The 24,354-nt window shown below is 63.9% G+C and carries 21 protein-coding genes, 2 tRNA genes and 1 pseudogene; 10 read left to right on the top strand and 14 right to left on the bottom strand.

The features are described 5' to 3' along the window. Positions 1-37 precede the first annotated feature (37 nt). Positions 38-649 (bottom strand): translation initiation factor IF-2 subunit beta, encoded by a 612-nt coding sequence (locus HACJB3_RS14190; protein WP_008416394.1) that lies wholly within the window; start codon positions 647-649, stop codon positions 38-40. A 93-nt stretch (positions 650-742) separates the two neighbouring features. Between HACJB3_RS14190 and HACJB3_RS14185 the strand changes: the two genes are divergently transcribed. Together HACJB3_RS14185 and HACJB3_RS14180 are read left to right on the top strand one after the other, a co-directional pair. Next, positions 743-1,087, top strand: coding sequence for a dihydroneopterin aldolase family protein (locus tag HACJB3_RS14185; RefSeq protein ID WP_008416393.1), 345 nt, complete (start codon positions 743-745; stop codon positions 1,085-1,087). 59 nt (positions 1,088-1,146) lie between these two features. Next, on the top strand, positions 1,147-1,596 hold the full coding sequence (locus tag HACJB3_RS14180; protein ID WP_008416392.1) for a DUF5790 family protein: 450 nt from the start codon (positions 1,147-1,149) through the stop codon (positions 1,594-1,596). A 5-nt stretch (positions 1,597-1,601) separates the two neighbouring features. Here the strand turns inward: HACJB3_RS14180 and HACJB3_RS14175 are convergent, their stop codons facing one another. Beyond that, entirely contained in the window at positions 1,602-2,339 is a 738-nt protein-coding gene (locus tag HACJB3_RS14175) for a creatininase family protein (RefSeq protein WP_008416391.1), read from the bottom strand. 86 nt (positions 2,340-2,425) lie between these two features. Here HACJB3_RS14175 and HACJB3_RS14170 point away from each other — a divergent pair, with 86 nt between their 5' ends. After that, positions 2,426-2,758 (top strand): DUF5789 family protein, encoded by a 333-nt coding sequence (locus tag HACJB3_RS14170; protein WP_008416390.1) that lies wholly within the window; start codon positions 2,426-2,428, stop codon positions 2,756-2,758. Positions 2,759-2,761: 3 nt separating this feature from the next. Here the strand turns inward: HACJB3_RS14170 and HACJB3_RS14165 are convergent, their stop codons facing one another. Both HACJB3_RS14165 and HACJB3_RS14160 read right to left on the bottom strand, forming a co-directional pair. Then, positions 2,762-4,675 carry an ABC transporter ATP-binding protein gene (locus HACJB3_RS14165; RefSeq protein WP_008416388.1) on the bottom strand — a complete coding sequence of 638 codons (1,914 nt, stop codon included), beginning with the start codon at positions 4,673-4,675 and terminating at the stop codon, positions 2,762-2,764. 51 nt (positions 4,676-4,726) lie between these two features. Continuing rightward, positions 4,727-5,209 (bottom strand): DUF192 domain-containing protein, encoded by a 483-nt coding sequence (locus HACJB3_RS14160; protein WP_008416386.1) that lies wholly within the window; start codon positions 5,207-5,209, stop codon positions 4,727-4,729. 82 nt (positions 5,210-5,291) lie between these two features. Here HACJB3_RS14160 and HACJB3_RS14155 point away from each other — a divergent pair. Next, positions 5,292-5,365: transfer RNA gene (locus tag HACJB3_RS14155), tRNA-Val, on the top strand. Positions 5,366-5,579: 214 nt separating this feature from the next. Here the strand turns inward: HACJB3_RS14155 and HACJB3_RS14150 are convergent. From HACJB3_RS14150 to HACJB3_RS14135, 4 genes and pseudogenes are all read right to left on the bottom strand, one after another. Further along, positions 5,580-6,716 carry a DegT/DnrJ/EryC1/StrS family aminotransferase gene (locus HACJB3_RS14150; RefSeq protein WP_008416385.1) on the bottom strand — a complete coding sequence of 379 codons (1,137 nt, stop codon included), beginning with the start codon at positions 6,714-6,716 and terminating at the stop codon, positions 5,580-5,582. Positions 6,717-6,722: 6 nt separating this feature from the next. Further along, positions 6,723-7,733 (bottom strand): lipid II:glycine glycyltransferase FemX, encoded by a 1,011-nt coding sequence (locus HACJB3_RS14145; RefSeq protein ID WP_008416383.1) that lies wholly within the window; start codon positions 7,731-7,733, stop codon positions 6,723-6,725. Continuing rightward, positions 7,730-9,341 (bottom strand): annotated as a pseudogene (locus HACJB3_RS14140) (alkaline phosphatase family protein). The gene HACJB3_RS14145 and the pseudogene HACJB3_RS14140 overlap by 4 nt, the downstream one beginning before the upstream one ends. Continuing rightward, the gene (locus HACJB3_RS14135; protein ID WP_238532769.1) at positions 9,338-11,263 is read right to left on the bottom strand and encodes an asparagine synthase-related protein; all 1,926 of its coding nucleotides are present in this window, start codon (positions 11,261-11,263) and stop codon (positions 9,338-9,340) included. Before HACJB3_RS14135 ends, HACJB3_RS14140 begins: the two are co-directional and overlap by 4 nt. Positions 11,264-11,590: 327 nt before the next feature. Here HACJB3_RS14135 and HACJB3_RS14130 point away from each other — a divergent pair. Both HACJB3_RS14130 and HACJB3_RS21085 read left to right on the top strand, forming a co-directional pair. After that, positions 11,591-11,664 (top strand) — tRNA-Phe (locus HACJB3_RS14130). Positions 11,665-12,265: 601 nt separating this feature from the next. Beyond that, positions 12,266-12,400, top strand: a complete 135-nt coding sequence (locus tag HACJB3_RS21085; RefSeq protein ID WP_008416379.1) for a DUF7503 family protein — start codon at positions 12,266-12,268, stop codon at positions 12,398-12,400. Here HACJB3_RS21085 and HACJB3_RS14125 read toward each other — a convergent pair whose 3' ends face one another. Then, complete coding sequence (locus HACJB3_RS14125) at positions 12,401-14,503, bottom strand: hypothetical protein (protein ID WP_008416378.1); 2,103 nt, start codon at positions 14,501-14,503, stop codon at positions 12,401-12,403. Positions 14,504-14,736: 233 nt separating this feature from the next. Here HACJB3_RS14125 and HACJB3_RS14120 point away from each other — a divergent pair, with 233 nt between their 5' ends. Beyond that, complete coding sequence (locus tag HACJB3_RS14120; protein WP_008416377.1) at positions 14,737-15,438, top strand: DUF7504 family protein; 702 nt, start codon at positions 14,737-14,739, stop codon at positions 15,436-15,438. Between the two features lie 24 nt (positions 15,439-15,462). Here the strand turns inward: HACJB3_RS14120 and HACJB3_RS14115 are convergent, their stop codons facing one another. The 3 genes from HACJB3_RS14115 to HACJB3_RS14105 all read right to left on the bottom strand — a co-directional run bounded on the left by HACJB3_RS14115 (position 15,463) and on the right by HACJB3_RS14105 (position 20,497). After that, positions 15,463-16,425: a hypothetical protein gene (locus HACJB3_RS14115; protein ID WP_008416376.1), complete on the bottom strand. Its 963-nt coding sequence runs from the start codon at positions 16,423-16,425 to the stop codon at positions 15,463-15,465. Next, positions 16,422-17,318 (bottom strand): archaeosortase A, encoded by an 897-nt coding sequence (gene artA / locus HACJB3_RS14110; protein ID WP_008416375.1) that lies wholly within the window; start codon positions 17,316-17,318, stop codon positions 16,422-16,424. Before artA ends, HACJB3_RS14115 begins: the two co-directional genes overlap by 4 nt. 146 nt (positions 17,319-17,464) lie before the next feature. Further along, positions 17,465-20,497, bottom strand: a complete 3,033-nt coding sequence (locus tag HACJB3_RS14105) for a carboxypeptidase-like regulatory domain-containing protein (RefSeq protein WP_081461319.1) — start codon at positions 20,495-20,497, stop codon at positions 17,465-17,467. A 370-nt stretch (positions 20,498-20,867) separates the two neighbouring features. Between HACJB3_RS14105 and HACJB3_RS14100 the strand changes: the two genes are divergently transcribed. After that, on the top strand, positions 20,868-21,326 hold the full coding sequence (locus HACJB3_RS14100; protein ID WP_008416373.1) for a VanZ family protein: 459 nt from the start codon (positions 20,868-20,870) through the stop codon (positions 21,324-21,326). A gap of 111 nt (positions 21,327-21,437) precedes the next feature. Then, positions 21,438-21,968 carry a 50S ribosomal protein L16 gene (locus tag HACJB3_RS14095; RefSeq protein ID WP_008416371.1) on the top strand — a complete coding sequence of 177 codons (531 nt, stop codon included), beginning with the start codon at positions 21,438-21,440 and terminating at the stop codon, positions 21,966-21,968. Between the two features lie 16 nt (positions 21,969-21,984). Here HACJB3_RS14095 and HACJB3_RS14090 read toward each other — a convergent pair whose 3' ends face one another. Beyond that, complete coding sequence (locus HACJB3_RS14090) at positions 21,985-22,587, bottom strand: membrane protein (RefSeq protein ID WP_008416370.1); 603 nt, start codon at positions 22,585-22,587, stop codon at positions 21,985-21,987. Positions 22,588-22,692: 105 nt separating this feature from the next. On the opposite strand from HACJB3_RS14090, the gene HACJB3_RS14085 reads away from it, so the two are divergent. After that, positions 22,693-23,541: an ATP-grasp domain-containing protein gene (locus tag HACJB3_RS14085; protein WP_008416368.1), complete on the top strand. Its 849-nt coding sequence runs from the start codon at positions 22,693-22,695 to the stop codon at positions 23,539-23,541. A gap of 88 nt (positions 23,542-23,629) precedes the next feature. On the opposite strand, the gene dps is transcribed toward HACJB3_RS14085, so the two are convergent. After that, positions 23,630-24,256 (bottom strand): DNA protection during starvation protein, encoded by a 627-nt coding sequence (gene dps / locus HACJB3_RS14080; RefSeq protein WP_148258251.1) that lies wholly within the window; start codon positions 24,254-24,256, stop codon positions 23,630-23,632. Positions 24,257-24,354: the final 98 nt, after the last annotated feature.

Raw genomic sequence — 24,354 nt, 5'->3', positions numbered from 1 at the left:
GCGACTGACGGGCGGTCGAACGGTTGGAGTCGGGGGGCTACTGGGAGACGCGCGCGAACGCGAGGTTGCCGCTGATGTTCTCGATGTAGATCGTCACGACGTCGCCCTCGCCGGCGCCGGGAACGAAGATGGTGTACTTGCCGCGTTCGGCGACGCCATCGCCCTTGCGTCCGGTGCCGGTGATTTTGACCTCGTAGGTCTGGCCCTCTTCGACGGCGTCGCGCTGTTGGGTCTGTGTGCTCTGGGTGCGTTTCGTGACCGGGCGGAAGGCCCCACAGGCGTCACACCGCAGCATCGGGGTGCGGTCCTCGCGCACGAGGCGGGTGTCGGGCAGCCCACACTCCGAACAGCGGACGTACTCCTCGACGTAACTCGAGATCGCGGCGTCGAGGTCCGACCCACTGAAATTGCCGTTGTACCGCCCGCGACCGTCCTCGAACTTGCCGCTGGTACCCAGTTCGCGCTGGATGAACCGGTGGAGGTGTTCGGCCTCCCGGTTCAGTTGGTCTGCGATCTCGCCGAGGTTCGTCAGGCGGGTGAAGGCACCGTCCTTCTGGGCCTGCGCGTCGGGAATAGAGAGGCGTTCGCTGCTGCCTTTGATGTCGGGTACCTCGTCCATCGCCCTGTCGAGGCTCGCGCTGTAGTCCATACCCGAAAAACGAACCGAGAGCGTATAGGGTCTTCGTGATAGGCCGACACAGACACCGAAAGCGCCTTTCTGCGCGTTCTCCTTTTCCTCGCCATGCCAACCGACGCCGAAACCGCCTGCTTCGAGGCCGGCATCAAGTTCGGTACGCTCTATCACCAGTTCACCGGCACGCCGGTCGACCACGACAGCGCACCCGGCTTGGAGCACGCGATGGAGGAGGCCATCGAGAACCAACCGTACTGTACGAACGCTTCGGTAACGATACGCGAGGACCGCCTCGACGAGGCGATCGACCCTGCGGTCGGCTACACCGAACTCCAGGGACCGCTGCTGGACGCCGGGATCACCGTCGAGTACGAGGGAATTACGGTCCACACCAGAATGGAACTCGAAGAGGGATATCCCCGGATGCGCGTCGAGAGCGTCGAACGGGAGTAACTCCAGTTTCACCCCGTACGCGGGTCACTCTTAAACCAACGCGGGTCGAACCGTTCGCCATGAGCCAGTCGACACTGGACGAGGAGGACCTGCTCGGCGAGGCCGCAAGCGAGATCCGCGCCGACGTCGAGGAGAACATGGCCGCCGCGAGAAGCGAACTGCCGAGCGCCGAGGCGATCTGGGCGGTCGATTCAGAGAACACGCTCGGGGTGCTCAACTCGCTGAAATCGGCCCTCGACACGGGCGATGCGGCCGAGAGCCTGCGTGATGCGCGCAAGTGGTTCATGGTCGGCGAGCGCGCCGACGCATTCGAGGACCCCGACGCGCTCGAAGCGGAACTCGACGAGGTGGCGGCGCTCATCGAAACCGTCGAGGAGGCCCAAGAACGGGTCGGCGAACTGGCGAGCACCGTCCCCGAACTGCGCAGCGATTTGGAGGAGGCGAACGTCGGCGGGGCCGACGGAGACGCCGAGACCGAAACCGAGGATGCGGACGAAACCGAGGAGTAGCCGCCTCAGCGCCGCTCGGGCCCCGTGAGATCGCGCCCCTCGATCGCTGCTAGGAGCTCGACTAGCGCCGCGCTTGCAAGCGCGAGCAGTTCCTCGCCCCGCTCTTTCGATCCCTCCTCGGGATCGCCGACGACGCCGTTTTCGGTGAACTCCGCCGAATCGACCGCGAGGTTCACTCTCGAAACCCACTCGCCCCAGCGTTCGGCGGCTCCCTCTCTGGCCTCGTCGATTCGGTCCTCTCGAATCAGATCGGGCTCGACCCACCGCAACAGCGCGGTTTCGAGCGGACCGCCGTGGCCCATATCGTGTCGCTGGTCGCCGACACCCTCGAACCACGTATAGGGTACGGCGTTGGCGGCGTCGTGCCGGCAGATCGTCGCACAGACCTCACCCAGTGCGGGGACGTTCCCGCCGTGGCCGTTGACGACGACCACCCGGTCCCAGCCGTGGTACGCGAGGCTAGCGACCGTCTCGCGGACGTAGGACCGAAAGGTGTCGGGACTGACCCACAGCGTTCCCGAGAAATGACGGTGTTCCTCGGCGATGCCGACGGGGATCGCTGGCGCGACGACTACCTCGCCGTCGTAGGCCTCGCTTGCGGCCTCTGCGACCGCCGTTGCGGTCTCGACGTCGGTCCCAAGCGGGGCGTGTGGGCCGTGCTGTTCGGTGCTGCCGACGGGCAGCAGGGCGAGGTCGGTGTCGACACTGTCCGCGTCAGTCCAGGTGGCGTCCGAGAGGTGCATGCGGTCGGATCGGGAGGCGGCGAGTTAGTTCCGGCGGAGAGTGCAGGAGGAACGATTTTGTGTGCGGACATCGACGTTCGAGTGCTATGAGCGACGACGATTCCAGAGAGCAGGGTGTCGAGTTCGGCGAGTTCGAGGAGACGATGGAGGGCCTCGACTACCCGATCGAACACGACGAGTTGCTCGACGAACACGGCGACGACGAACTCGAACTCTCGGGCGAGCCGACGACGCTTGCGGAGGTCCTCGACCCCGTCCAGGACGACGCCCAGACCTACGAGAGCGAGGAGGACTTAGAGACGATGATCATGAACATGGTCGGGGACGACGCGGTCGGCCGCGAGGGATACTCGGATCGCGGCGGGTCGGCGGAATCCGAAGCGGTCGACGAGGAGCGCGACGACCAGGAGTCCTTCTAACGGCTAGTCGTCGCCCGCCTCGGTGCGGGCTTGGCGTTTCGCGGCCCGTTCGATGAACTCCTGGGGGAGCTCGTCGATCTCCCCCGCCTGGACGCCCCAGAGGTGGGCGTACAGCCCGCCGTTTTCCAACAGCTCGTCGTGCCCACCGTGTTCGACGATCCGGCCGTCCTCGAGGACGACGATCTGTTCCGCGTCCCGAATCGTCGAGAGCCGGTGGGCGATCGCGAAGGTGGTCCGGTCCTCCGTGAGCTCGTCGAGCGAGCGCTGGATCAGCATCTCGGTCTCGGTGTCGACGTCGCTGGTCGCCTCGTCGAGTACGAGGATCTCGGGGTCTTTCAGGATCGCCCGGGCGATCGAGACGCGCTGGCGCTGTCCTCCCGAGAGTTTGACGCCGCGCTCGCCGACCATGGTGTCGTAGCCGTCCGGCAGGTCGCTGATGAACTCGTGGGCCTCGGCCGCCTTCGCCGCCTCGATGATCGCTTCGTCGTCGGCGGTGAACGTGCCGTAGGCGATGTTCTCCCTGACGGTGCCATAAAACAGGAAGGTGTCCTGACTGACGTAGCCGACCGACTGGCGCAGGCTTCTGAGAGAGACCTCGCGGATGTCCTGGCCGTCGATGCGGATGGCCCCCTCGTCGACGTCGTACATCCTGAGCAGGAGCTTTAGTACAGTGGACTTCCCTGCACCAGTGGGACCGACCAGTGCCGCGGTCTCGCCGGGCTCGACGGTGAAATCAATGCTTTCGACGATGGTTTCGTCGTCGTAGCCGAAGGTCACATCGTCGTACTCCACCCGCCCCTCCTCGACGACGAGTTCGCCCTCGGCGTCCTCGGCGAGCACGCCGGGTTCGTCCATCAGCCCGAAGATCCGGGCACTGGAGGCGTCGGCGCGCTGATACATGTTGATGATCTGTCCGAACTGCGCCATCGGCCAGATGAGCTGTTGGGTCAGGGTGATGAAGATCACGAAGTCGCCGACCGACAGGGTGCCCGAGAAGGGGCCCGGCGGTCCCGCGAACACCCAGTAGCCCCCGACGAGGAAGGTGAGGACGAACCCGATGCCCGAGATCGCCTGCAGGGTCGGGAAGAACTTGATCCGGGTCCAGATGGCGTCCCAGTTGGCGTCGTAGTACTCCATCGAGGCGTCGTCGACCCGGTCGTCCTCGTAGCGCTCGGTGTTGCTCGATTTGATGACCTGGATCCCCCCGAGGTTGTTCTCCAGTCGGGAGTTCAGCGCGCCGACCGTCGAGCGCATCTTCTTGTACTTCGGCCGGATGATCGTGATGAACGCGTAGGTAAAGGCGGCGATCAGCGGGACCGGCACGAGCGCCACCAGCGCGAGCTGGGGGTTGATCGTAACGAGGATCCCCGCGATGGCGACGACCATCACCAACAGTCGGGAGGCGGAGTTCAGCCCGTCGTTGAGAAAGCGTTCGAGCTGATTGACGTCGTTCGAGAGGATACTCATCAGCTCGCCGGTCTGCTTATCGGAGAAGAAGTCCATCCCCAACCGCTGCATCCGCTCGTAGCAGTCGACCCGAATCTCGTGGGTGACGTTCTGGGCGGCGGCGTTCCACCCCCAGTTTCGCAGCCAGTGAAAGACCGCACCGAGGAGGAAGGACCCGGCGATGATCCCGATGGTCAACGCGAACTGTCCCTCTTGAGTGGTCGGCAACCACGCGTCGGGGACGAACCGGACGCTGAAGGCCCGCTCCCCGAGGAAGATCGCGTCGATCGCCACCCCCAGCATCAGCGGCGGGATCAGATCCAACAGGCGGGCGACGAGGCTCGCGAGGATCCCGACGGCGTACTCGAAGGTGTTGTCGAGCCCGTACTCCCGAAAGAGGCGACGGATCGAGTCGTCCACCTTCGCCCGTTGTTCCTCGAACGGGTCGTCGTCTGCGTCGTGGACGGCCATTGAACGACTTCGGGGATCGACGTTAAAAAGGGTTGTTACGAACCGAAACCGTCAGTAGTCGATCCTCACGCGATCGCCCTCCGTGATCCCGTGTTCGGCGGCGTAGCCGTAGTTGACTTCGAGCACCCACTTGGCCTCGCCGCGATACGTCCGCAGGTCGGATTGGTCCTCCTCTACGGGCGCTTCGTGGACCGCCGTAATCGTCCCGTCCTCACCGACGAAGATCATGTCGATGGGAAATGCCATGTCGCGCATGACGAAACCTCGGGTGCTCTCGCGTTCGAAGGCGAACAACATCCCCTCGTCGCTTCCCAGCGAGTCGTGATCCGAGAGGCCGGTGTAGCGCTGGGGTGTCGTATCAGCGACCTCCGCGTCGACCGTCGCGAGCCGCTCGTTCCCGTCGGAGATCGACACCGTAGCCGAGTCCTCGCTGCCGGTGACCAGCCCGACCGCCCCGAGTTGGTAGGCGAGGGCCAGAGCGATGGCGACGACGAGAAAGGCGGTGATAACCAGCGGTAGACGCCGGGTGTCCATGTCGGGGTATCGGTCCGATCGGGGTAAGCGTTTCCGGTCGAGAAAGAAACCGTTATTCGCCCGCGGCGACACCCTCCGATGAGGGTTCGTGGTCTAGTTGGTTATGACGCGGCCTTTACAAGGCCGAGATCGGTGGTTCGAATCCGCCCGAACCCATGTGTTTTGCGACGAGCATATCCGCGAGTCGCAACACCGTAACGCGAGGGCGATTGGAACCCAGCGGGCAAGCGGAGCGAAGCCCTCGCGGTTCGAATCCGCCCGAACCCACTGTTCCGGCGCGAGTCCACTCACGAGCACCAGCAGTGTGACGAGAGGGCGGTTCGGAGCCGTCCGGTCCGCTTTCCCCCACGGAACCGGTCCGACGGACCGTCTATTCGTCGACGCCGAGACTTGCCCTGTTGCGCAGGTCGAGGTCCTGATGGACCGGTAGCGTATGGAGGTGCGACGCCAGGAAGTTCTCGGTTTCGAAGGCCGCCTCGTCCCGGAGTTCGTACGGCAGCGGCGGCCACGGTTTTGCGATCCCCGCCAGCCCGCCGAGGTCGTCCGGATCCGCGACGATGGCGGGGTAGTACTGCGGGCAGGCACCCTCGGCGAGCGACTCGAAGACCGGTTCGACGCCGTCGAGGTCGCGTATCGTGCGGTCCCAGATCCGATAGTTCGCCCGGCGGGCGGCGATCACGTCGATCGGATCGGTTCGATCGAGGACGTGCAACACGAGGCGGGACATCGGCCCCTTGGTCGACTCGTAGATCTCGCGGGGATCCGCCTCGCTGTCCGTGTGGACCTGATTCGTCCCGTCGGACTCGTGGCCGTTCACCCGACGAAACGTCGAGAGCGCCCGTTTGAGAACGGGTGTGTCGCTTATCGACCGGCCCAACGAGCGCGTACAGTATCGGTAGTCCGCTTTCGTGTACCCCTCGCGAACCGCAGAGCGGGTCAATTCGGCCCCCGAGAGGGCGTCGTTCGTGAGAAAGAGCGCTGCGCCGTTGGGGATCGGCAGGGTCTTGTGCAGGCTCGTGATGCCGATATCCCCGAACGTCCCGAGCAGCCGTCCGTCGAGCGTACTCAACGCCGAATGGGCGTTGTCGTCGATGGTGTAGGCGTCGTACTCCGCAGCCAGCTCCGTGATCGCCTCGATGTCCTCGCGTCGCTGTGGCTGGCCGAAGTACTGGACGAACAGCACCGCGAGCGACCCCGAGTCGAGCAACTCCTCGATGCGGTCGAGGTCCGGCCGGAGGGACCGATCGCAGGTGTAGTAGCGCGGTTCGAGTCCCGCCTCGCGGAACGGTTCGACGATCCCGTAGGGGAGGTACGCCGGGAGGACGACGTTCGTCGCCTCGGGACGCTCTCCGAGCAGGACGTCGATCCCGTCGCGTGCGGCGACCTTCCCGTAGCCGTAAAACGCGTAGCGCGAAGCGCCGTGATCGTCGAAAAACGATCGAACGCCGTCGCTTCTCGCCCGGCCGAACACGGCTCGCGGGCCGAGTCGAGGGGTCGTACGGGCCATCCGGGACTACCTGGACAGCAGCGATCGGGCGGCGTTGACCGCTCCGGCGCGCCGCGAGCGCTTGAGCGCGCCGTGATAGGTCGCCAGATCGGGCGCGAACTTCGATTTGTACCGGCAGATGCGCCGTTGGTTCGCGCCGACCAGATCGTAGCGCTCGACCCCCCGCGATTTGGCGTCGGTCATGACGTGCCAGTCGAGCAGGTCGTTGACGGGGATCTCGGCGTCGCCTTTCGTCCCGCCCTGCCAGCGATAGACGGTGTCTTTGTGCTCGATGGCGACGATCCCGCCGGCCATTTCCCCGTCCGCGTTCCAGCAGGTGTAGGGTTTGACCTGTCCGTCGGGAAACGTCGTGTGCAGTCGGGTGATGTACTCGTCGTCGATGAAGTAGTTCATCCCCTGATCGTCGTGTCGTTCTCGCACCCGCTCGATGATCTCCTTTGCCTCCGTGAGCCCGCCGACCTCGATCTCGTAGGCGTCGTCGTCGGTGTTGCGGACGTTCGAGCGCGCGTCGCTCGACAGCGCCATTAGGAGGTCGTCCTCGCTGGGCGTCAGGTCGGTGACGTAGGTGTAGTACGGCTCGACAGCGTATCCCTTCTCCTTGTACGGCCGGAGGTCCTGATACCGGTCGACGGTTCTGATATGCGTCAGATCGGGGTCGAGGTTCTCCTCGATCCACTCGTGACACGCGTAGGCAAAGCGGCGGTTTCGCCGCTCCTCTTTGCGCTGTTTGAGCTGGTGGGCGTCGAGCAGCGCCGCCCCGAGGTAGTAGACCTCGGTGTGGGTGGGCGGCGAGACGACCATCGTGAACGGTCCCTTCTCCTGTTCGAAGACGGGGAGGATCCCGATGGCCTGCTGGCCCTTGGCGGCCACCAGCGGATGCAGGGTCGTGTCCGTATGATCCGCGAGTAGCTCGATCCCCTCGCGCTGGTGGAACGGACCCGCGGCCTCGGCCCGTTTGACGTAGCTGTTCCACTCCTCGAACTCCTCGTCGCTCGCACGTCGTACTGTGATACTCATTCGTTGCCCTCTAGATACCCGAGCGCCGATAAGCGGTCTTCGATCTCCTCGTCGGCGGTCTCCTCGACCGACCCATCGAGTCGGGGGTACTCATATTCTTCGGTTGGTTCGACTGCGGAAAGAACACTCCCGTCCATCCGGTCGCTCCTCGGGATCCCGAGTGCCCCACAGACCGTCGGCGCGACGTCGAAGAGGTGTGCACCCGAGAGGTCCGCGTCGGTATCGACGCCCGCGCCGCTGATCGAGATCATCCCGTGGAGTTTGTGGTTGTACGGCTCGGTCGGCGGGCCGAAGACCTCGCCCTTGAAATCCGCTGAGAGGAACTGCTCGAAGTCGTCGGGTATCATCACGATATCGACGCCGTCCTCGGCGTAGGGCCCCCAGAAGAACTCCTCGCGGGGGGCGACCTCCTCGAACATCGCCTCGCCGTCGGGGGTCTCGATCCCCGCGAGGAGGTCGATCAGCTCCGCCCGAACCGACTCGTAGTCGTCCTCGGGGACGACTCCCCGTGGTTCGCGGCCCTCGACGTTCATGCGCAGGCCGAGTTCGATCCGCGAGCGCATGTACGCCCGCGAGGCGGCGAAGTCGACCTGCTCGGTGCCCGCCCGACGCGCGTCGGCGGGGACGAATCGCTTGACGAGTCCCTCGAGGCCGACCGCCCGCAGTGCCTTGCCCGCGCGCGCGGGGGGTGACTCCGATCTGTGCGGCCGCGCCGATCGCCCGGCCCGCCAACCCCGGCGATGGCGCCTTCGCGTCGTCGCCCTCCCGGAGCTGCCCGTTCAACATCGGGAGCCACGCGGGCATTCCCGACCCGCCGGTGGCCGTCTCGACGTAGCCCTCCTCGTCGAGCAACTCGTTGACCCGGAGTTCGTACTTCTCGTAGGGCCCCATCCCGTGATCGCTCGCGACGATTACGGTCTCGGGGTCACACGAGTCGAGGATGTCGCCGACTTCCTCGTCAACCGCGCGGTAGATCGCCTCGACGTAGTCCTCCCGACCGGGGTGTTCGTGAAAGACGCTGTCGGTCCCCTGGAACTCGACGAACCCGAACTCCGGGTCGTGCTCCTCGGCGAGGTGGCGAAAGGCCGCCCCGCGCATCCTGATCAGGTCGACGTACTCGCCGGGCTGGTCGCGTTCGGGGTCGGGGTAGACCCGATACTCGCCGATGGCCTCGCGGATCTCCTCGAGGGTGCCCTCGGGGTGGCATCGGGGGTTTTCGGGGGCGGTGTAGCCGGGAACGATCGCGCCGTCGATCTCCGGGGGCGGCGCGGTGACGGGGACATTGACGACGACGCTCGTCATCCCCTGCTGTGTCAGGAGGTCCCACAGCGACGCCTCGCGGACGTGCGTGGCGTTGACGACGTCCCAATCGTAGCCCTCGTAGTGCAGGAAGCCGAACACGCCGTGCTTACCGGGGTTGACGCCGGTGTACAGCGAGGGCCACGCGCTCGCGGTCCAGGGGGGGATCTGCGATTCGAGCGGGCCGCTTGCGCCCTCCTCGATGAGCGACGCGAGGTTCGGGAGCGCCCCCGATTCGATGAGGGGGTCGAGGACCCGCTCGCAGGCGGAGTCGATCCCGATCAACAGCGTGTCTAGGCGATCGTTCATCGCGACCCTCGTCGGATCGGTTTCGAGTCTGTGCGGGCGGTTCGGTGGCCGGGTTCTACCCCGGCGAGTCGCTGGGTGGTTGGCATGGTGAGTACGGTCAGCAGGGTGTACAGCTCCACGACGTTGTTCTGTCCGTCGAGGTGAGCCCGGTAGCACGCACGGACGTCGTCGAACTCGAGGAAGTCGAGCCCCTCGATGACGTCGGCGTGGGCCTCGATCGCCCGCCAGTAGAAGTCGTCGTGGCGGATCAACTCGGCGTCGTTGACCCACGAGCCGTTGCTGAGATACGGCCGTGGCGGGGCCTCGTTGGCGACGTGTTTTCGCCAGAGTGCCTTCAGCTTTCGACCCGTGAAATCGACGGGAAACGAGTGGCCCAGACCCATTCCCGCGTCGGCGTGCGGGATCGACGCGAGTCGCTCGTCGAGGCGCTTTACCGCCGCGTCGATGACGTTTCGCCGCAGCCGATAGCGGATCGGCATCCGAAGCGAGAGATCCACGAGGCGATTGTCGAGAAACGGGGTCCGGTAGGGCAGCATCTCGCGAAGGCTGTTGCGGAAGATGACGTCATCGTCGTTGGTCAGCGGGAAGTAGCCGCTACAGTAGACCAGGTCCTCGATCGAGTCGTAGCGCACGTCGTGGTGGACGATCTCGCCGTCCTCTCGGTAGATGTTCTCCTCGAGGGTCGCACGCAGGTCGTTCGGGAACGGGAGGTTGTCGTCGCTCGGGGCGATCTCACACAGCCAGTCGACGAACTCGGGGAGCGTCTCGATTTTCGTCTCGACGGGCAGCGTGAGGTTCCCGATCGGACCGAGGTCGTAGTTCGGGCTGGGGATCGCGTGGCCCTTGAACAGCGTATCGGCGTACATCCCGGACAACAGGACGTCCACCCGGTCTCGGATCTCCCCCTCGAAACCGGTCGCGTACCCCTGTGTGAACCAGCCGTTGAAGTTCGAGAACGGCTGGTTGCGCACAAGCGCCTCCTCCTGATAGTCGTGGTTGCGCCGCAGAAAGACGAACTCGTTTCCGGATTCGATGGCGACCCGCTCTGCGGTGCGGGCCTCCCGGCTCATCCAGCCGGCCATGTGGAAGGCGGTGATCCCGGGACCGAGCGCGGCGAGGTTGAGCCGCGAATCGCTACCCCCCGAGAGCAGGACGCCGTACCGACAGTCCTCGCGGCGCCACTCGTCGATCAGGCGGGTGAATCGGTCGGTAAACTCGTCGACGAACGCCCCGAAGGGCATCTCACACGGTCGATACCGTGGTCGCCAGTACTGTTCGGTGTCGACCGACCCGTCCGCGAGGTCTATCGTGGTGATCGAGGCGGGCTGGAGCTCCTCGATACCGACCAGCGGGGTCTTGACGCCGAACGGCCGGCGATAGACGAGATACTCGTGGAGGTATCCTCTGTGGAACTCCGTTTCGACGTCCGGGTGGCTCGCGATCGCCTCGATCTCCGTCGCGAAGACGATCCCGTCGCCGGGGGTCGCGTGGTAGATCGGGACCGAGCCGAGACGGTCGGTGAAAATCGAGAGGGTCCCGGCCTCTGGATCGTGGATGATCCCGACGCAGTTGCCGTTGAGGCCGCGGACGAACGCGCGGCCGTGTTCGGCGTACAGGTCCGCACAGTACCGGACGCTGTCGCGGCGTTTCGGTCGTGGCGTGTGGCCCGTCGACCCACCGACTGCGCTGTCGTCGAACCCGTAGACCTCGCCGAGCAACCAGATATCGACCCCGTCATCGGTTTTGGCGGGCTGTTCGCCCGAAAGCAGCGGATGCGTACTGAGCTGTATCGACACGTCACCCTCGTGCTGTTCGGACGCGACGCCGCGTTCGGGAACCGTCGACCCCGTCGTCGGCAGCTCGTGGCCGACGGCTCCTCGGAGCCCGACCATTCGCTCAGCCACCTCTTGCTGACCGACCATACTTTCCACTGGACGGGCAGGGGGATTCAATGCTGCGGTCCGCCGTGGCGAAAGATACAGTTTCGACCCCACGACAGCGGACACGAGTCCTCATATACGACAGTCGGATCCGTCCGGTGGTTACTATTACTACCATAATTCGTCACCGACCCGGACGTTATACGGTCTCGCCCCGTCGTGGGACGCCCTCTCCTCCATCGGGCGTACCGCCTTACGGCCACGTTAACGCGACTGATTTGGTACGGTGCTGACCGCTATCCCGCTACACTGGGTCGCCCCGGTGCCTTTCGAAATCCTTTTTGGGGCGCTCGCCGTCGCTTCGGACGGGCCGCCTTAGCTCAGACTGGGAGAGCACTCGACTGAAGATCGAGCTGTCCCCGGTTCAAATCCGGGAGGCGGCATCCCCGTTTTACGCGACTCGGATCTGAGAGCCATACCCGATCGAGTGAAGACCGAACCGTCCTCGTCCCTGCGAGCGAAAGCGAGTAAAAACTCCTCAATGGGAGTGGCGACAGACGTCTATCGCGAACCCTACTCGAATCCGTAACACGGACTTACGATCGGCTCCGTCGTCCCCGGTCGGCGACGACCCGCCCAACTCACCGAGACGGTTTCCGAACGGTCGTACTCCGACCGCACTCGCACGCTCCTTGAGTTGCCCGACGGGGTCCTCGTATTCGACCGCCGAAACGACCGCTTTCCTTCGTTGATGTTGGTATATTAACTGACATTACTTAATCGGTGAGAACTATCGGTAGTATCTATTGATAGATCTAATACGATTTCAAAGAACACATAAGTAAAATATGTAAATAATACCGACAGACATTTCATCCTTTATGTTCAACATGCTGGTGGAGACGGCTCTCCCCCCCATCGATTCGGCTACTTATTAAAATAGCAACATTTTTGTTACTTATTTGTTTTAAGTTAAATGACTATATTTAGTGTCTTCAATATTCGAATAAATTCATATCAGTTGCAGACCATGGATCTGTTGCGATGTCGGAAGACAACCTCAAAACGTACCTGGCGAACCACCCACGAATGACCGGTGTCCTGTTTACCCTCCTGCTGTTGCTGACGCAGGCCGGGAACGCGGCAGCGGGCGGGGCCTACGTTACCGCAGGGCCCTGATTAGAAGTCCTCGATCGAAACCTGATCGCTCCAGTAAAGATCGCCGCCAACTCGGATCGGCAATCGTGAATCCACAAAGAAATCCTGTAGTTCGTCCGTAGTGCACTCGAACTCCCGCAGGCTGCCGGAGTTGATGTAGTGTTCCCTGTTTTGGCCGATCGTCGGATACACGATACTACCCATTCCTTCCACGTTCGTCGGGTATGTCTTCAGCTTCACGTCGTACCCGTCTCCGCTCTTCTCAACCGTACACAGGAGGGCGACACCGCCCTCCGCCTGTGTCACCGACATCCCGCCGTCCCCGACGACAATGTACTGCTCGCCGGCGACGTCCTCGTCCTTGGCGACTTCGAGGGCGGCACGAAGCGGAAAGCCGTTGTTAAGCAGGCGCGCCAGCGCCGACCCGATCGTGACCGCGCCGGTGTTGATCACGTCGGTCAGTGTGACGATCCCGCCGATAGCACCGCCGTCGATCAGGGCCATTCCCTGATCGTAGGACCGACAGCCGTTCAGCAAGAACGCGTCGACCCCGACGGTTTCGAGGCTTCTCGCGTCGAGTCGCCCGTCCGAACACTCGAAGCCGTCCGGTTCGATGTGGCCGACGTAGTGGAGGAAGTCGACGTCGGTTTCGAGGACGGTAGAGAGCTCCTCGCGGGTGAGGTCCCTGTGGATGGCCACCTCGAAGGGCAGTTCCTCGCGCGATCCGTAAACGTCGTCGACGAGGTCGCGCTCCTCGTCCATCTGCGGGTCGTTACAGACGACGGCGATCGAGATATCGCCGCCCGACTGCTCGCGTGCGAGACGGTTGCGGTAGGCCTGTGGCGTCGCCTTGCTCGCACCCATCGGCGTCTCGTCGCCGACCCAGGCGTGTTCGAGCGATTCGGTTCGTCTCGGTTCGACGTACGACTCCGGCGCGGCGCTCGCCGCGGCGGTCGCTTTCCGGGTGTTCTGTGGCGTCGAATTCCGGAGAAAACCCTCGATCGCGGTCGTCTCCGACCGGGTCGGTGCGGGTCGGCGGACGTCGGGCGTCCGGATCACCGCGAGGTCGTCGACCAGAAACGGCAGCATCTCGATGCTTGCGGGAAACGGCGCGACGTGGGAGGTGAGTTTCCACTCCGGGAGATGTGGTTCGATCGTCGGGTACGGGACTGACAGATACGCCTCCAGCCGATCGCCGATGGGCCGGTCGTACAGCGTCGCGAAATCGAGATCGACGTGGGGCTCGATCGCCCGACGCTCGTGGAGGTCGATCGGGTACAGCCCCTCGGTTCGCGTCACACAATCGAGCAAGAACGACTGCTTCAACGTCCGTTCGACGGCCGATTCGAACGTCCCGTCGGTTCCCATCGGGTGGACGAACCCCGAGTCGGTGCGGATCAGCGGGCGGTCGCCGGGTTCGACGGTCGCACCGAGGTAGTACGCCAGCGGGGCGACCACGTACGCGTGGCGCAGCGTCGCCGGTACCTCGATCGTGATCCCCGTTTCCGGTGGGGTGAGGCCGTCCGGGATCGAGAGCGTCGATCCGCGTTCGAGCGTCGGAGGGTGGCCCCGGAGGGTCGGATACGACCGCTCGGGACTGGTCGTCTTCAGCGCCGACCCGAACGTCGAGATCGCCGCCATGACGTCCTCGGGGTCGTCCGTCGTCGTGACCGTCGCCGCCGGTCGGTCGTGTTTCGATCGCGCGCCGATCGACACCGTCGTGCGCTCCGGGAGGCTGATCGTCGTTCGCTCGGCGTCCGAACCGATCTCGAACGGACCCTCGACCCGAACGTAGATCTTCATCGGCGCGCACAACTCGAGGCTGTAACTACCCTCCGGGAACGACTGCTGGGCGGTGTGGCGGGTCTCCGCCAGCATCCGACCCTCGACGTCGCGGACGTAGACCGTGATCCCCGTCGGGAGCACGATCGCCTCCGTATCGACGGTGACGGCGCTGTCAACGGGGAATCGGAACGTCGCCCCATCGGTCCGCGTCGGTCGGTTCGACCCTGCCAGCGAGAGGGAATACCGCCGTCGCTCGACCGTATCGACGACGCCGAGCGTTCCGTCGTCGTACTCGAAGCGGATCGCCGCTGACTGTTCACTCGAAGCCGATCGGCTCATCGCGTCACGGTGTAATATCAGCGATATCGAACAAAAGTCTATCGACCGTTTTCCGACATCCTCCCCTCCGCCCGGTTCTCGCTACCCGGACGAACCCTCGGGCCGACGCGAACCGCTTCCAGTCGAACGCCCGCTTTGAGCGCCCGAGTCCGGTGATCACGACAGTTCCGCTCGCCGGATGCAGGAAAAGGCGCAACGTTTATATTTTAATCCATTGAAACTACGCCGAGAGGATGCCACGAGAGCACGGCGCCGATGGATCGGCATACGAGGAGACGACGGCGCTCGTTCAGGAACTCGACGCGCTCAAACAGCACGGTTCGAACCTCCTCGTCGTCGGTTCGCGGATGCCTGACGCCCACGAGGCGGCCTGTCGACAGTTCCTCGGCGAGACCTCCGCGCAGGCGCGTCGCCGCCTGTTCGTCCGTGCGGACCCCTGTGGGCCCGACCCGACCCGTCTGTCGGCCGGCTGTGAGGACCCCTCGCGCTGTTCGGTCGTCCGATACGAGGCGACCAGCCGCAGCGTCTCCTCGGACTCGTCGTCTCCGTTCCCCGAGTCGGTCCCCGAACGGTCCGTCGAGGAGGGACTCGGATCGCTCGGACTCGCGATCTCGGAGGCCATCACGGAGTTCGAGGCGACAAGCAGCGGGCTCTCGGCGGCGGAACTCAGGCTCTGTTTCGACTCACTTACACCCCTGGTTTCGGAGTACGACCCCGAATCGCTCTTTCGGTTCTTACACCTGCTGACCCATCGCGTTCGCTCGGTCGACGGGATGGCCCACTACCACCTCACGACCGAGCGCTCGAACCGGACGGTCGCGCTGCTCGAACCGCTGTTCGACGCGGTGATCGAACTCTGCCTGCGCGGGGACACCCTCTATCAGCGCTGGTACCTGCGCGATAGCGGGATGACGACCGGTTGGCTGCAGTTGTAGTTGTAGTCGTGAGCCGTCGGTTGCTCACACGCTCCAGTAGATCTCGTCGGCGCGGTGTCTGCGCCCGTAGGCGTCGAGTCCCTCGCCCACGACCCACTTCGCCCGCAGGTCGTCGTACAGCGTCGAGTGGGTGTAATCGAGGAAGGTCACGGGCACGCGTAGCCGCCCGTCATCGCGCACCACGCTCGCCAGTCCGTTGTAGACGTGCTTGTGGCGCCGGTCGCGCACCCAGAAAGCCGCAAGCGGCGGGCGCTGGTCGGTCGCGGCCACCGAGTGGATCGCCTCGATCGCCCGGTCGCTCAGTTCGTAACAGAACAGACCGGTCGAGCCGTCTTCGATGAGCGTCTCGATGTCGGTCGGTCCCTCGAAGGGCGCACGCAGATCGACCCTGCCGATGACGATGTTGTCCTCGACGGAGCCCGCGACGTACCGGGGGATATCGTAGTGGCCGTATTCGCGAAAGCCCTCCTTGAGCCCTTCGAGGAGCTTTGCACCGTTCGCCGGCGAGACGCCACAGAACCGTTCGACGACCGCGGGCGCAACCGGGTTCGAGACGCTCCCGCGAAGGGCCGCCGTCGCAAGCGGGCGTGGGGTCGCCTCGCCGAGCCGCTCGAAAAACTCCGCCATGGTGTGGTACTCGTAGGTCGTCTCGGCAACCAGTGTTGCGGCGTCGCGAAACAGCGCCAGCGCGTCCCCCGCGAGGTCGCCGGGGCGTTCGTCGAAGGGATGGCGCCGCCGGTCGTCGTCCCGTTCGATCCACAGCCCGTCTTCGTCGACGTGGTATGTCGTCCCGCCGTCCTCGATCCGACCCCCGAACTGGCGGTTCTCGGCGAGCAGCGGGTCGAGGTCCTGTTCCCGGAGGTTCGTCCCGCCGCCCACGCCGTAGCCGAGGACGACGTTGTCGATCGCCTTCGCCGACCCGAGCCCGAGGCCGCCGACGCCGAGCGCCCCAAGCACCCGGCGTCGGCTGATCCGGTCCCGGGTCATCGCCCGCGCCCACGAGCGAGGTCGTACTCCTCGCCGGTAACGAGGTAGACCAGGTCCTCGACGATCACGTACAGTTCGGGAAGCACCTTCACGACGACCCACGCGATAGCCAGCAACGCGACCACCGCAAGCCCCTGTGAGAGGATCCGGTCGGCGACGAAAAACGACACCCGGATCGGGTCCTCGACCCCGAACAGCCACATCACGGGACCGGCGAGCGCCGCCTGGTCGAACAGCTGGTGGCCGATCGAGTAGGCGATGAAGACGTTGCGTCCGATGTTGAGCACCCAGATGGTCGAGACCGCGACCACGAGCGCGGCGAGGCGGCGCTCGATGGGGGCTCGAACCGCCGCGATCAGCCCGCCGAAGATGGCCATGCTGCCGATGCCCGTACAGGCGAAGACGATCCGCGTCGAGTACTCCCGGCCCGAATCGAGGGTGAACGCGAAGGTGTTTCGCAGGCCCGCCTCGTCGGTCTCGAAGGCGGGCGTCGATCCGAGCAACTGGAGGCCGGCGTGGGTCTGGTTCGCGACGATCTCGATGAGCGTGTCGTGAAAGAGCGGGATCGCGCCGAAGGGGAGGTAGATCAGCCCCATGACGCCGACCGCCCGCGAGAGGATCAACAGCGAATCCCGCCCCCCGTGGAGTCGGTAGGCGACGTAGCCACAGGCCGGGACGGCGACCGCCGCGAGGACCGCCTCGACGATGCTGCGGTGCTCGAAGACGAAAAACGGGACCATCAACAGCCAGAACAGCGCGAACCCGGCCCATGCGAGGGCCGTGACCGACCGCGCGCTCGGGCGGTCGCGCCGGTCGACTGCGATCCCCGCGACGAACCCGCCCATGACGATCCAGACGAGGGTGTCGGTTATCGGTGTCAGGTCGGGGAGCATATCCGACCCGTGGGTCGCTTACATAATATGTCTGTTGGGTTCTCCGCCGTAATTTGAAATAGCGGCGCCGCTTTCCGGGTAGCGCTCGAAAAAAGGTGGAGTGCGTCAGCGGGGACCGGACAGGGAATCCGGTCGGTCGTCGGTGTTCAGGCGCGGTTTCGCATGGCGATGCCGGCCGCTGCCAGCAGCGCGATCAGGGCCACGGCGATGCCGAAGCCGGGCTGATCCTCGCTGTCGCCATCGTCGTCGGAGCCGTCTCCGTCGTTGGAGCTGTCCCCGCCGTCGCTACCGTCGTCGGAACCGCCCTGGTTGTTGTCGTCGTTGTTCCGATCGTCGTTGTTGTTGTCGTCGTTGTTCCGATCGTCGTTGTTGTTGTCGTCCTGATTCTGGTCGTCGTTGTTGTTATCGTCCTGGTTCTGATCGTCACCGTCGTTGATGTTCTCGTTCTCCTCGCCGAGGACCAGCGTGCCCTCGTCGGTGGTGTCGTCTTCATCGTTGATGGTCAGGGTACCGGTCGTCTCCTCACCATCGTGGGTGGCGGTGACGTCGTACTCGCCGTGCCAGAGTTCGAAGGTCACTTGACCGTCGTCGTCGGTGGTCTCGGTCTGGTCGGCGACCGAGACGTCGGCGCCGGAGACCGCGTTGCCGTCAGCGTCCTCGACGGTGACCGTCACCGAGTGGGGCTGGCCGACGTCCTCGACGAGGACCGCGTTGACCTCGTCTTGCACGTCCTCAGCACCGCTGTCGTCGGTCATGCGGACCGTGAAGTTCTGGCCTTCATCGTAGTCGCTGAGGTCGAAGGAGGCGTCGATGTCGCCGTCCTCGCCGACTTCAGCGGTCTGGGTCTCTAGGAACGGGTTGTCACCGGTGGCGCGCAGTCGGATCTGCACGTCCGTACCGGGTGCGGCGTTGGACTCGCCGGTGATGTTGGCTTCCTCACCGTTCTCGACCTGCAGAACTTCCTCGTCGTCGTCGCCCTCGAAGTCACCGGTGACCTCGATGTTGCGCTCGACCACGCTGAAGCTCGTGTCGGAGACCTCGTTGTCATCGCTGTCGGAGTAGGAGCTGACGTAGTTCTCACCGTCGATGGTGAGACTCGCGTCGTACTCGTCTCCGGCCTCAATGTTATTCTCCGAGGTGTCCAGGACCGCGAAGATGCGGTTGTTCTCCGCGTCAGTCACGATGGTGACGTCCTCACCGGTGAGACGTTCACCGCTCTCGTACTGTGCGGGGTTGGTTTGGTTGATGTTCAGTGCGACATCCAGGTTCTCATCCTCCTCAAGGGAGCTGAGGTCAAGAATGCCGTTTTCGTTCGTCCATTCGCTGAGATAGCCGAAGACACCCGAGGCGTCGAACTGCACGACGGCCTTGTCGTCTTTGGCGATCTCGTCGGCGACGGTCGTCTCGTTGTTGATCGTCTCGACGTCCTCGAGATCAACGTCAGCGGGTGCGGTGCCGACCGTGGCGTCACCCGTCGAGCGGTCGTTCAGGACGAGGGTCGCAACGCCGACCTCGTCGAGAGAGTCAGTGTCAACGCGCTCGGGGTTGTCCCCCTCGTAATCCCCAGCGTCACCGAGCTGAGGAACGTTGTCGCTGTCCTGTGCACCAGTCAGGTGAACACCCATGTCGAAGTCACCGGGGAGGAGACGGTAGGTATCGTCACCTGCGTCTAGAGATCGCTCGTCGATGACATCGACGTTCGCGTCGTCGTTCTCCGTGGAGAACGCGCTACCGTCGCTGTGTCCAGCCTGATACGTGTTGAACTGAACCGTCACCTCGTCCTCACCCTCCGCGGGTTCGACGTAGAGGTCGGCCCAGTAGTTACCGCCGTCTTCTTCGATGGTCACGACACCGTTGTCGGTGTTGTCCATCTCAACGGTGAACTCAACGATGTCACCGGCTTCTTCGGAGTACGTCGAGGAATCGAAGGAGATGTCGGCATCGCCCTGCTCCTCGACGGAGATGGTCGCGTTGTCCTCGGCGGTCGTATCAGTGGCCGAAGCCGTGATACTGACGTTACCGACATCGGCGTCATCAGCGAAGTTCGCCGTCAGCGATTCGCTGCTGGAGATGTCCTCAACCTGAGCGACGTCGTTACCGTCCTCGTCGGTACTAACGGTAACATCGTCACCGAAGAGGCTCTGGATCTCGGTCGCATCGAGTTCCTCGGAGGTCAGTTCGATATCGTAACCTTGGCGGTTGGAGTCGAGTTCGAGGTCAGCGCTGTCGCCTCTGACGACGCTGTCCGAACTCCACTGTGCGTCGAGCGTCTGCTCGGCGACTTCGAATTCGGTGCTTTCTATGTCTTCGTCGTTGACACGAAGGACATAGTCACCTTCGAGATCGCTGGTATCGATGGTAACCGTACCGTCATCGTTGTTGAATTGGCTAACGAAAGAGTTCTCGTCAGCGTCGCCCGAGCGGAGTTCAACCGTATCTCCCTCGGCAACAGTAGCGGTCACGTCACTACCCTGGAAGGCAGTTCCCTGATCGACACCGTATTCACCCAGAACGATCTCACGCGTATCGTCTGCACCGTCGATCGTGATCTCCTGCTGGGTGTTCACGAAGTTCTCATCCTCGACGGTCACCGTGTAGGTACCGTCTTCTAAGTCAAACGAGGCCGAGTCGCTAGATGCGGAGTCGATTTCGGTACCGTCCTGGGAAACGGTAACGTCAGCATCGCTGATCGTAGTGCCGTCACCTTCGTTGACGTTCACAGTAAGGCTGTGCGTTTCAGGGTTGACTGTCAACGCAGCTTCGACGTTGCCGTCGCCGAAGTCACCAACACTCTGGCCCGTCGTGGCCGCAGCAGCGTCGGCGCTGGCTTCAGCGACGACTGAGTACTCGCCTGCCTCTAAGCCATCAACAGCAACATCTGAGAAGGTGTGGCTGTTACCAGCAGTTTCAAGGACGGTGTCGTCGCTCGCAACCACGTCACCGTTCTGGTCTACAATGGCGTACGCATAGTTCGTGTAGGATTCATCTGCCGTTACAGTAATGCCAGTCGTTGCACTTCCGTCGCCAGCGTCAACAGACGACGATGTGAGACTGACATCGGTCGCTGCCGCAGCCGCCGAGCCCGCAAACGCAGCGGACATGGCGAACACGGAGAGGACCATCAGGGCGGCAAGGAACAGCGCTTGTCCCTTTTCGCGTAGTGTGTGTTCTTGTTTCATGTTTCGTTTTTGGTCGACAACCCTTTCTCACCCGGTCGGACCCACATGGGCCACCGATTGGGAGATACTCGGACCGTCCTTCGGGTAGGGGTAGGCGTATCGAGATGTCGTCATATAATAAGCTTTGTGAATTAATATAGAAATTAAAAGGTGTTTGGGAGAGATTCCAAAGATGAGGTGGTTATTTATTCCGAGCTACTATAGATGAATTATCTACACAGCGCCCCTCGAAGCCGTTTCGGCGATTGACGGCTCCCGACGAGGGGTGGTGTGGCGTTCGAAAGTAACGACTATCTACCACGATAGGGTAACGAGAACGTCATAACTAAATTGTCGGAATATATAAGTAATTTAACTACTGATATATGACATGAACGGCGAACAGTCGATAGCGAAGCGAGTCGGGCGGTTCGTGGTCAATCCCGTCGCGCGCTGGACGGCCGTTGCGGGCGGTGCGGGGCTCCTGTTTCTCGGTGCGAGCGTCCCCAACGGAGCACTCGCGGTCCTGACCGGCCTGCCGGTGCCGACCGGTCCCGTCGGGACTGATGCGTGGTTGCACTTTTTCGGCTACGGCGCGCTCGCGGTCCTCCTCTGTGTGGCGCTGCAGTCCGGCAATCGGCCCCGTCCGTTCGTTTCGGCCTTCTGTGGGGTCGCCGGCTATGGGGTGTCAACCGAGCTGCTCCACGCCGCCGTTCCCTACCGGACCTTCTCGACGATCGATATCGCCGCGAACGTCGCTGGCGCCTTCGCGGGGTGTGGGGCCGTTTGGATCGCCTGGGTCCTCCTCGGACTGCGCTCGCCCGCGAGTCGCGCCCCTCGGATCCCCTGAGCCACACGGGCGACCGGCAATCTGCGGGGTCGGGGTGGGCTAACCCGTCCCGACCGGGCCGCTTCGAAGGGATTATGTGTCGCCTCGGCCTGAGAACCGACAAGAGTATCCATGGTAGACAAACCTGCCTCGATGTACCGGGAGATCTCCAAGCAGCCCTATACGCGCCGTGAGTACATCACGGGGATCCCCGGCTCGAAGATCGCACAGCACCGGATGGGTGATCGGGACCGCGACCCCGAGGACTGGCCCGTCCAGATCAGCCTCTACCTCGACGAGGAGTGCCAGATCCGAAACGGCGCGCTGGAGGCCTCCCGGCTGGCGATGAACCGCCACCTCATCAAGGAACTGGGCGAGTTCAACTACGCCGCACTGTTGCGGAAGTTCCCCCACCACGTCATCCGCGAGAACAAACAGGCGACCGGTGCCGGGGCCGACCGTGTTTCGGACGGGATGCGCCAGGCCTTCGGGAAGGTCGTCGGGACGGCCGCCCGGATCGAGAAGAACGATCGCGTCTTCACCATCTGGTGTGAGGTCGAGGACGCTCCCGCCGCAAAGGAGGCCCTCCGGCGTGCGTACAACAAGGTTTCGCCGCCGTGTACCGTTCGCGTCGAGCGCGGCGAAGAACTGCTCGTCGTCTGATTTCGGCCGTTCGACCTCATCTCTCGTAGTATCTGTTCGGTAACTGCGTCCGGATCGCCGCCGGCAATCGAGGCACGACCCACATCGCGAGCCACACCAGCCGTTTTCTGACGAGCGCGTAGCCCCCCGAGACCACGACGAGAGCGACGGCCAGTTCTGACGGGACTCCATCGAGGAGGACCACCGTCGGTGTCGCCGCCACGACCGCCAGCAGGAGGTCCTCGGGTGCGCCGTCGTAGCGAACCCCCCGTTTCGGGGCGATCCATCGCTCGCGGTAGTGGTCGTAGACGGCTCTATCGGCCGTCTGTCGCCACGGGCGCATCTCCAGTCCCCCGCCGAAGGCGTCCATGACCGAGTGAACGCTCGCCCCCAGTAGGGCGGTCGCAAGTGTCACAGAAAGGAAACTTGGTGAGACGACCATCCAGCCGAGTGCGATCCCGGCGGCGGTCGGGTAGTACACCGGGAAGTGCAGCGTCTTTCGATGCCCGGCGTACAGATCCAGATCGGGTGCCAGCCCGCCGATCAGCCCCGCCCCGAGGGCGACCGGCGCGAACTCCGGCACCGCGTAGGCCACCGGCAGGGCCAGCGCCATCCCGACCAGCGCGTGAGTCGTCGCCATCATCGTGTCCTCTCGTATCCGACGGGAGTATATGGCTCTGTCGCGGGCCACCCCTCGTCGGCAACCATCCGAGGGGTCTTTCGGTGTCCACCCCCAGCGACGGGTATGGTGCGACTCGCGGTCACCACCCGCGCCGAGACGTTCGAGCGCCTCGGGGCGACGCTGCCCGACCGGGGGATCGAGGTCCGCCACTTCCGAACCGAGGGACGTACTCTCGCTCTCTCGGAGCCGCCGTGGGAACCCGGGGAGTTCGACGTCGGTCTCGTCTACCCCTCGCGGCTCATGGAGGGCGGCGTCGTCGACGCCCTCCTCGACGTGCCGTGGGTCAACGACCGCGAGGCGGTCCTCACCTCGCGAAACAAGGGCGAAGTCCTCGCACGACTCATACGCGCCGGGATTCCGGTTCCCGAGACCGTCGTGGTGTCGAACCCCGTCTCCCGCCGGGAGCTCCGAACCGTCTTCGAGCGCTTCGACCCGCCCGTGGTCGTCAAGCCCAACTCCACCACCCGCGGGACCGGGATCACGCTCGCGGGCGACCTCGACACCTTCCTCGGGATCTGTGATTACCTCGGGCTCGTCCACGACTTCCCCGCGACCGGTGACAAATCCTTTCTCGTCCAGGAGTTCCTCCCCGACGCGCGGGACTACCGCGCGATGGTCCTCGAAGGGGAGTACGTCGGCGCGGTCGAACGCGAGGGAACGGGCTGGAAACACAACGTTCACGCGGGCGCACGTGCAACGGGTGTCACTCTGCCCGAGGACCTGCGTGACCTCGCCGAGCGGGTCGCCCGAACCCTCGGGATCCCGTTTCTCGGTGTCGATCTACTCGTCTCCGGGGACAGGGCCGTCGTCTCCGAGACGAACGCCCGTCCGACCGTCGACGACGCCACAAAGTACGAACCGGACTTCGACGACCGGCTCGCGGCGCTGATCCGCGCGCGCGCACAAGAGTGACTGAACCGCGACCACAGCGGGTCCACAGAGCACTCGAAGCACTCGGCTAGGGTACGGAAAAACGGAAAACCGGGGAGCGAAACCGTTCTCAGGCGCTGTCGTTGAAGCGGTTGTTCGTCGAGAGGGGCGCCTCGCCGGGCTCGCCGCGGACGAAGTGGCCCGCCGGGTTGACCTCGCCGTCGCGCTCCATGCTAAGTAGCTCGATGAACCACGCCTCGTGGTCCATCTCCTCTTGGAGGATGCGTTGGGCCATGTCGTAGGTCCGTGGGTCACATCCTTGGGTCATGTCACAGACCTCACTCCAGGTGCGGATCGCACAGCGCTCGGCCTCGAGCAGCGTCTCGAGGATGTTCTCCGCGCTCGGATCCGCCGGGAGTTCGGCGTGCGGGCAGCTCGCACGGTCCATGAAGTCAGTGATATCCTCGGGGATCTTGCCGTCGAGTTCGTAGACCCGCGGCATCACGAGCTCGAAATGCGCGCGGTCCTCCAGTCGCGCGTCCTCGGTGATCTCCTTGTAGTCCTCGTTGCCCGCCAGATGCGTACGGAGGTTCGTGTAGTAGTAGTACGTCGAGAACTCCGCGCCGATCGCGTCGATCAGTTTCTCGCGGATCTCCTCGGGGTCACCGCCACGCTCCCGAATGACCTCCATCCCGACGCGTTGGCTGGTGTCGCCCGGCTGAACGCTGCCGCTTCCGTGTTCTTTCTCACTCATGATTTCCTCCGGTCGGATACAGGGTTTTCGTCTACTTAACCGTTGGTTCCGTATTACCTATTGCAGGTTTCTCTCTGGACAAATCTGATTGAGATTTCGTA

Origin of the sequence: Halalkalicoccus jeotgali B3, from assembly GCF_000196895.1 — an archaeon.
In the GTDB taxonomy this organism is placed as follows: Archaea; Halobacteriota; Halobacteria; order Halobacteriales; family Halalkalicoccaceae; genus Halalkalicoccus; species Halalkalicoccus jeotgali.
This window is presented reverse-complemented; position numbering and strand designations above follow the sequence as displayed.

Excerpts from the sequence above, each read along its gene's own strand:
- HACJB3_RS14085 (WP_008416368.1), top strand. The coding sequence starts at position 22,693 with ATGGTGCGACTCGCGGTCACCACCCGCGCCGAGACGTTCGAGCGCCTC.
- HACJB3_RS14185 (WP_008416393.1), top strand. The coding sequence starts at position 743 with ATGCCAACCGACGCCGAAACCGCCTGCTTCGAGGCCGGCATCAAGTTC.
- HACJB3_RS14095 (WP_008416371.1), top strand. The coding sequence starts at position 21,438 with ATGGTAGACAAACCTGCCTCGATGTACCGGGAGATCTCCAAGCAGCCC.
- HACJB3_RS14115 (WP_008416376.1), bottom strand. The coding sequence starts at position 16,425 with ATGACCCGGGACCGGATCAGCCGACGCCGGGTGCTTGGGGCGCTCGGC.
- HACJB3_RS21085 (WP_008416379.1), top strand. The coding sequence starts at position 12,266 with ATGTCGGAAGACAACCTCAAAACGTACCTGGCGAACCACCCACGAATG.
- HACJB3_RS14180 (WP_008416392.1), top strand. The coding sequence starts at position 1,147 with ATGAGCCAGTCGACACTGGACGAGGAGGACCTGCTCGGCGAGGCCGCA.
- HACJB3_RS14160 (WP_008416386.1), bottom strand. The coding sequence starts at position 5,209 with ATGGACACCCGGCGTCTACCGCTGGTTATCACCGCCTTTCTCGTCGTC.
- HACJB3_RS14090 (WP_008416370.1), bottom strand. The coding sequence starts at position 22,587 with ATGGCGACGACTCACGCGCTGGTCGGGATGGCGCTGGCCCTGCCGGTG.
- HACJB3_RS14145 (WP_008416383.1), bottom strand. The coding sequence starts at position 7,733 with ATGAGTATCACAGTACGACGTGCGAGCGACGAGGAGTTCGAGGAGTGG.
- artA (WP_008416375.1), bottom strand. The coding sequence starts at position 17,318 with ATGCTCCCCGACCTGACACCGATAACCGACACCCTCGTCTGGATCGTC.
- HACJB3_RS14105 (WP_081461319.1), bottom strand. The coding sequence starts at position 20,497 with ATGAAACAAGAACACACACTACGCGAAAAGGGACAAGCGCTGTTCCTT.
- HACJB3_RS14175 (WP_008416391.1), bottom strand. The coding sequence starts at position 2,339 with ATGCACCTCTCGGACGCCACCTGGACTGACGCGGACAGTGTCGACACC.
- HACJB3_RS14135 (WP_238532769.1), bottom strand. The coding sequence starts at position 11,263 with ATGGTCGGTCAGCAAGAGGTGGCTGAGCGAATGGTCGGGCTCCGAGGA.
- HACJB3_RS14190 (WP_008416394.1), bottom strand. The coding sequence starts at position 649 with ATGGACTACAGCGCGAGCCTCGACAGGGCGATGGACGAGGTACCCGAC.
- HACJB3_RS14120 (WP_008416377.1), top strand. The coding sequence starts at position 14,737 with ATGCCACGAGAGCACGGCGCCGATGGATCGGCATACGAGGAGACGACG.
- HACJB3_RS14165 (WP_008416388.1), bottom strand. The coding sequence starts at position 4,675 with ATGGCCGTCCACGACGCAGACGACGACCCGTTCGAGGAACAACGGGCG.
- HACJB3_RS14125 (WP_008416378.1), bottom strand. The coding sequence starts at position 14,503 with ATGAGCCGATCGGCTTCGAGTGAACAGTCAGCGGCGATCCGCTTCGAG.
- HACJB3_RS14150 (WP_008416385.1), bottom strand. The coding sequence starts at position 6,716 with ATGGCCCGTACGACCCCTCGACTCGGCCCGCGAGCCGTGTTCGGCCGG.
- HACJB3_RS14100 (WP_008416373.1), top strand. The coding sequence starts at position 20,868 with ATGAACGGCGAACAGTCGATAGCGAAGCGAGTCGGGCGGTTCGTGGTC.
- HACJB3_RS14170 (WP_008416390.1), top strand. The coding sequence starts at position 2,426 with ATGAGCGACGACGATTCCAGAGAGCAGGGTGTCGAGTTCGGCGAGTTC.